The 6,686-nt window shown below is 73.3% G+C and carries 5 protein-coding genes; 3 read left to right on the top strand and 2 right to left on the bottom strand.

Annotation, left to right across the window (positions count from 1 at the left end):
• Positions 1-2,699 (top strand): glycoside hydrolase family 35 protein (locus IE312_RS23635; protein ID WP_229900342.1); only part of this gene is annotated, 2,699 nt, incomplete at its 5' end.
• Here the strand turns inward: IE312_RS23635 and arfA are convergent.
• Positions 2,700-4,214 (bottom strand): arabinosylfuranosidase ArfA, encoded by a 1,515-nt coding sequence (arfA, locus tag IE312_RS23630; protein ID WP_189984346.1) that lies wholly within the window; start codon positions 4,212-4,214, stop codon positions 2,700-2,702.
• Between the two features lie 232 nt (positions 4,215-4,446).
• On the opposite strand from arfA, the gene IE312_RS23625 reads away from it, so the two are divergent.
• Positions 4,447-5,049 (top strand): toxin-antitoxin system, toxin component family protein, encoded by a 603-nt coding sequence (locus IE312_RS23625; protein ID WP_189984328.1) that lies wholly within the window; start codon positions 4,447-4,449, stop codon positions 5,047-5,049.
• Complete coding sequence (locus tag IE312_RS23620) at positions 5,046-6,275, top strand: MAB_1171c family putative transporter (protein ID WP_189984327.1); 1,230 nt, start codon at positions 5,046-5,048, stop codon at positions 6,273-6,275. The genes IE312_RS23625 and IE312_RS23620 overlap by 4 nt, the downstream gene beginning before the upstream one ends.
• A gap of 33 nt (positions 6,276-6,308) precedes the next feature.
• On the opposite strand, the gene IE312_RS41540 is transcribed toward IE312_RS23620, so the two are convergent.
• A partial coding sequence (locus IE312_RS41540; protein ID WP_229900341.1) for an SMP-30/gluconolactonase/LRE family protein occupies positions 6,309-6,686 on the bottom strand: 378 nt, incomplete at its 5' end.

Genomic DNA, 6,686 nt, shown 5'->3' with positions numbered 1-6,686 from the left:
CCCTGTGGCGGGACGTGCTGCAGAAGATGCGGGCGCACGGCTTCAACGCGGTCAGCATCTACGTGGCGTGGAACTACCACTCCCCCGCGCCCGGCCGGTACGACTTCACGGGCGTGCGGGACCTGGACCTGTTCCTGCGGACGGCCGCCGAGACCGGGCTGTACGTCGTCCTGCGGCCCGGCCCGTACATCAACGCCGAGGTGGACGGGGGCGGCTTCCCGGGCTGGCTGACGGCGGCGCGCGGCACGGCCCGCACCGACGACCCGGACTATCTGGCGCACGTCGACGAGTGGCTGACCCGGGTGAACCGGATCGCCCGCCGGCACCTGTTCACGCAGGGCACCGGCACGGTGCTGCTGTACCAGATCGAGAACGAGTACGACGCCCACGTGGGAGAGGCGGCCGGGCGCGCCTACATGGCCCACCTGTACCGGAAGGTGCGGTCCGACGGGATCGACGTACCGCTGTTCCACAACGACAAGGGGCGCAACGGCTACTGGACCCCCGGGTCGTTCGACACCGGCGGCGAGCGGGGCGGCTGGCTGTACGGCTTCGACGGGTACCCGTCGCCGTCCCAGACCCCGCCGGACTGGGGGCACTACGGGCCCGGCGGCGCGCACGGCGGGGCCACCGCCTCGCCGTCCACGCCCGGGTTCGTGCCCGAGTTCGGGGGCGGCTGGTTCGATCCGTGGGGCGGGGCCTGGTTCGACGGCTTGGGATACGCGGAGGCGCGGCGCACCCGGGACGCCGCGTACGAGCGCCGGTTCTACCTGACCAACCTCGCCAACGGCCTCACCCTGCACAACGTGTACATGGCCTTCGGCGGCACCTCGTGGGGCTGGCTGCCCGCGCCGGTCGTCTACACGTCGTACGACTACGGCGCCGCCATCGACGAGGCCCGCAACGTCACGGACAAGATCGCGCCGATGCACCAGCTGGGGCACCTGCTCCAGCGCGTGCCCGACTTCGCCAAGCTGGACCGGGCGGCGGACGTGCGGGCCGAGGGGCTGAAGGTGTACCACCTGACCAACCCCGACACCGGCACCCATGTGTACGTCGCCCGCAACGACGGCACGGAGCCGGTCACCACCGACCTGCCGACGGCGGCCGGCGCCCTGCCGGTCACCGTGCCCGGCAAGGACGCCACACTGGTCACCACCGGGCTGCCGCTGGGCGAGCGGACACTGAAGTACGCCACCGCCTCCCCGATGACGGTGCTGACGGCGGGCCGGCAGGACATCGCGGTGTTCGCGGGCCGGCGCGGCCAGATGGCCGAGCTGGTGCTGGACTGCCCGGTCGAGCCGTTCGTGCAGCGGCTGGACGAGGAGGCCGGCTGGGCCTACGACCGGGGCGAGCTGCATGTCAACGCACCGCTCGGACAGGGCGGGCTCACCCGGGTGCTGGTGCAGAAGGGCGAGAGCGACACCTCGCTGCTGCTGCTCTTCGCCGACGACGCCACCGCCGTGCGCCTCTTCCCCTACGACACCCCGTCCGGCACCGTCCTCGTCTACGGCCCGGCGCTGCTGCGGCACGCGGAGGTGCACGGCTCGGAGGTCCGTCTGACCGGTGACATCACCGAGCGGACCAGCATGGAGGTGTGGGGGCCGCGCGGGATCGACACCCTGGTGTGGAACGGGCGGAAGCTGCCCACGCGCGTCACCCTCTCCGGCAGCCTGATGACCACCGGGATGCTGCCGGACACGCCCGAGGTCCGGCTGCCCGAGCTGGGCGGCTGGCGGATGCGGACGGAGAACCCGGAGGCGGGCCCGGGTTTCGACGACTCCTCCTGGCGGCTCGCCGACCGCACCACGTCGTTCAGCACCACGGCCGTCCCGGACGGGCAGCCGGTGCTCTTCGCCGACGACTACGGCTTCCACTACGGGGACGTGTGGTACCGGGGCACGCTCACCGACACCAGCGGTGTCGAGGAGGTCTCGCTCGCCTACAGCACCGGCACCCAGGGCCTGCTGATGGCCTGGCTGGACGGCGAGCCGCTGGGCACCCACCGGATGCCGGTGCCGGACAAGAGCGTCACCATCCGCAAGGGCACGTGGGCGGAGACGGCTGTCTTCCCGGTGCGCGAGCGGCTGCGTTCCCCGGGCCGGCACGTGCTGTCGGTCCTGGTCCGGCGCATGCAGCACGACCAGGACGGCAAGGCGCTCGACACCCACAAGGCGGCGCGCGGGCTGACGGCGGTCACCTTCAAGGGTGCCTCGCCGAGGGTGCGCTGGCGCATCCAGGGCGCGGGCGCCCCCGACCCGGTGCGCGGCCCGCTGAACAACGGCGGTCTGTACGGCGAGCGCGAGGGCTGGCACCTGCCCGGCTTCCGGGACCGGGACTGGGAGGAGGCGAGCTTCCCGCGCGCCGCGCGGTACCAGGGCGTGACCTGGTACCGGACGACGTTCCGGCTGTCCGTGCCGGCCGACGTGGACGCCTCGGTGGGGCTGGTCCTGGACGACGACCCGTACCGTGCCTACCGCGCCCAGATCTTCCTCAACGGCTGGAACCTGGGCCAGTACATCAACAACGTCGGTCCGCAGCACACCTTCGTCCTGCCGAACGGCATCCTGCGCACCCGGGGCACCAACACCCTGGCGCTGGCGGTCCTCTCGGAGTTCACCACGCTGTCGGGCCCCGGGGCGGTCCGCCTGGCGCTGCTCGGCAGGGCGACGGGGGGCGTGCCGGTCCGGCCGGTCTGATCAGGCCAGCCTGATCACGTTCCAGGACAGCGGCTCCAGTACGGCGGTGAGGGTGCCGTCCCTGAGGGCGGTGCCCGCGACGGCGTGCGGGGTGACGCGTCCGGGGTCGGCCAGGGTGTTGCGGGCGTCGGGGTCGGCGTCCGCGAGCGCGCTGTGCTCGGTGACGGTCGTCAGCTCCAGTCCGGCGACGACGACTTCGAGGGGCAGCGGCTCGGTGCGGCCGCGGTTGACCGCGAACACGGTGACCGTGCCGTCGTCCGCGCGGACGGCGGTGGCGTGCAGCAGGTCCGTCTCGCCGTACTTCGCGGTCCGGTACGTCGGCGAGTCCACGCGGACGTCCAGCACCCGGCCCCGGCCGTACCGGGAGGCCTGCGCGAACGGGAAGAACGTGGTCTGCCGCCAGGCGGGGCCGCCGGGCTCGGTCATGATGGGGGCGATCACGTTGACGAGCTGGGCGAGGCAGGCGACGGTGACGCGGTCGGCGTGCCGGAGCAGCGCGATGAGCAGCGAGCCGAGGACGACCGCGTCGGTGACGCTGTAGTTGTCCTCCAGCAGACGGGGCGCCTCGGGCCAGTCGGAGGGGTCGATGGTCCCGGCGTGCTCCTGCCACTTCGAGAGGTACCAGACGTTCCACTCGTCGAAGGAGAGGTTGATCCGCTTCCCGGACTTCAGCCGCGCGCCCACGTGATCGGCGGTCGCGACCACGTTCTCGATGAAGGACTCCATGTCGACGGCCGAGGCGAGGAAGGAGTCCAGGTCGCCGTCGACGGGTTCGTAGTACGCGTGCAGCGAGATGTGGTCGACCAGCTCGTACGTCTCCTCCAGGACGGTCGCCTCCCACGCGGCGAAGGTCGGCATGGCCTGGCTGGAGGAGCCGCAGGCGACCAGTTCCACGCCGGGGTCCTGCCGGCGCATGGCGCGGGCGGTCTCGGCGGCGATCCGGCCGTACTCCCGGGCCGTCTTGTGACCGGTCTGCCAGGGGCCGTCCATCTCGTTGCCGAGGCACCAGAGCCGTATGCCGAAGGGCTCCCGGTCGCCGTGGGCGGCGCGCAGGTCGGAGAGGGCGGTGCCGGCGGGGTGGTTGGCGTACTCCTGGAGTTCGAGGGCCTCGGCCACGCCCCTCGTGCCCAGGTTCACCGCCATCATGGGTTCGGCCTGGGGGCCGAGCTTCCTCAGGAAGGCGATGTACTCGGAGAGGCCGAACCGGTTGGTCTCGGTGGAGTGCCAGGCGAGGTCCAGGCGCCGGGGGCGCTCCGCGCGGGGGCCGACCGAGTCCTCCCACCGGTACCCCGAGACGAAGTTGCCGCCCGGGTAGCGGACGGCGGTGACGCCGAGTTCGCGGACCAGGTCGAGCACGTCGGTCCGCAGTCCTTCGGCGTCCGCCGCGGGGTGGTCCGGTTCGTAGATGCCGGTGTAGACACAGCGGCCGAGGTGTTCCACGAAGGAACCGAAGAGACGGGGGTTGACTTCACCGACGGTGAAGGCGGGATCCAGGGTGAAGCGGGCCGGGTGCATCGTCGCCTTTCGGAAGGAGGGGCAGCGTTCCTTGTTCGACATACCGGATGATGATCGCGACTTCGAACCGGACCGTAGGTTCGCGCGGCTTCCGCGTCAATGGGCCGGGCGCGGGCTCGTGGCGGGTCGCCTGCCGCCCCGCGGTCGCCGGACGGCATGACGTGGGCACATCCGGGCGCGTACGCTCGGGACGGCCGCCACCGGCGGCGGGAAGGCCGAAGGAAGGGGACAGATGGGCTTCGGGGGTGCGCGCGCGCAGGCGCTACGCCTGGCCGCAGGACTGCGGCGCTCCCGTTCCGGCTCGTCCATGCGCTCCCTGGCCGCCGACCTGGCCGCCGCCGTCCGCGCCCGCCCCCAACCGCCCGACGGTGTCCGCGCGTTGTGCCGCGCCCTGTGCGAGGAGATGAGCGCGCTGCGCGGCGGGCGCCCGCTGGAGCTGCGCTTCGAGCGCTTCCCGGACGAGATCGAAGTCACCGGCCTGTGGGTCGAGTTCGCCGATTTCGACCTGGTCATCGTGGAGGAGCGGGCCGAGGCCGTGCAGCAACTGGTCATCCTGGGGCACGAGCTGTGGCACCTGCACGCCGGCCACCGCCACCACCACCTCACCGGGGCCGCCGCCGCCCGGGCCCTCACCGACGCGCCCGGCTGGCCGGAGGCGGCCCTGACCGTGGCCGCCCGCAACGGCTCCCGGGAGGCAGACGAGGCCGAGGCCGACGACTTCGGGCACCGCCTGGCCACCCTGTTCCGGGACCGTCTCCACGGGACCCGCCCCGCCCCGCTCGACCCCGTCCAGCGCTCGCTCGGCTACCGCGGACGGGGAGGAACGCAGCGGTGACGCAACGGGCGCTCGACCCTTCGGGGTTCCTGGGCGAGTTGTACATCTCCTTCTGGATCCCCACCGCCGTGCTCACCGCCGCCCTGGTGATCAAGCTGCCCACCATCATCCGGCTGTGGCGGGACCCGCTGCTGCGCGCCGTCGGCGGACTGCTGTTACTGGCCTGCGCGGTCTTCGTGTCCTGCACCCCCTCCACCATCGCCGGGATCAACCGGCTGACCGGCGTGCCCAACATCGCGGCGCCCTGGTGCTACTCGCTCATCACCGCGTTCTGCGGCTCCTGCCTGCTGCTCCTCGTCACCTGGCGCAACGGCCCCTCCGGCCGCTCGGCCGCCACCCGCCGGGCGAGGCGCTGGGTGGTCTCGGTCTACTCCGGGGTGATCGTCGCCCTGTGGGCGCTGTTCCTGCTCGCCGACGCCCCCGAGGAACGGCTGCGGGACCTCGACACCCACTACGCCACCACCCCGTTCATGCGCGAGGAGATCCTCCTCTACCTCGTCGCGCACGCCGTGGCCTGTCTGATCACCGCCCGGCTCGTCCGGGACTGGGTGCGCGCCGAGGGCCTGGACGTCTGGCTGCGCTCGGGCCTGCGACTGCTGGGCGCCGGCTACGTGCTGAACCTGGTCTTCGCCGCGGCCAAGCTGACCGCCGTGGCCGCGCGCTGGTGCGGCCGGGACCTGGACTGGCTGAGCACCGACCTGGCCCCGCCCGTGGCGGCCCTGTCCGCCATCCTCGTCGCCGCCGGTTTCATCCTGCCGCACGCCGGCCAGTACCTGCGCGACCGCTGGCGGGTCCGGCGGGCCCACCGCGAACTGCGGCCGCTGTACCGGCTGATGCGCACCGTGAGCGGGGAGGGCGTGCCGTTCGTGCTGCGGGCCACGCCCGAACTGCGCCTCACCCGGCGCGAGACGTTCATCCGGGACGCGCTGCTGGTGCTCGCCCGCCACATCGACACCGGACTCGGCCGGCGCTCCTACGACGCCGCGCTCGCCCTCGGCCATCCGGCCGAGCGGGCCCGCGCGCTGGCCGCGGCGGTGAGCATCCTCGCCGCCATCGAGACCAGGGCCCGTGCACCGGAGCCGGCCGGGGCGGCCGTCGGGCCCGGTACGACGCACCTGCTCCAGGAGATCGGGGCCGTCTCCCGGGCGCTGCGCCGCCCCGCGGACATCGCGGCGGTGCGCGCCCGGGCGGGCGCCCCGGCGGCGGGCGTCACCGTCCCCGAGTGAGTACGGGTGCCGGGCGTGCGCGCACGGCCGGGATCAGCCCTCGAACGCCGGCTGGGGCAGGCCCTTCCCGGCACCGGGAACCACCAGGAGGGAACCCGACAGCGGGTGCGGGGAGGCGAGCCCGGTGCGGGCCGTGGTGACGTAGAGGTCGGTCAGGCCGGGGCCGCCGAAGGCGCACGCCGTGGTGCGGGGCGTCGGCAGGGTGACGACCCGGTCCAGCTCGCCGGCCGGCGTGTAGCGGCGTACCGCCCCGCCGTCCCACAGCGCCACCCACACGCAGCCCTCCGCGTCGACCGTGAGGCCGTCCGGGAAGCCCGCGCCCTCCTCGATCTCCACCAGCGGGCGGCGGCCGCTGATGCCGCCGGCGTCGTGGTCGAAGACGTCCACGCGCCGGGTCGGGGTGTCGACGTA

The organism is Streptomyces capoamus (assembly GCF_014654935.1).
In the GTDB taxonomy this organism is placed as follows: domain Bacteria; phylum Actinomycetota; class Actinomycetes; order Streptomycetales; family Streptomycetaceae; genus Streptomyces; species Streptomyces capoamus.
Note: the sequence above shows the minus strand (reverse complement) of the source record. Positions and strands in the feature narration are given on the sequence as shown.

Excerpts from the sequence above, each read along its gene's own strand:
- arfA (WP_189984346.1), bottom strand. The coding sequence starts at position 4,214 with ATGCACCCGGCCCGCTTCACCCTGGATCCCGCCTTCACCGTCGGTGAA.
- IE312_RS23625 (WP_189984328.1), top strand. The coding sequence starts at position 4,447 with ATGGGCTTCGGGGGTGCGCGCGCGCAGGCGCTACGCCTGGCCGCAGGA.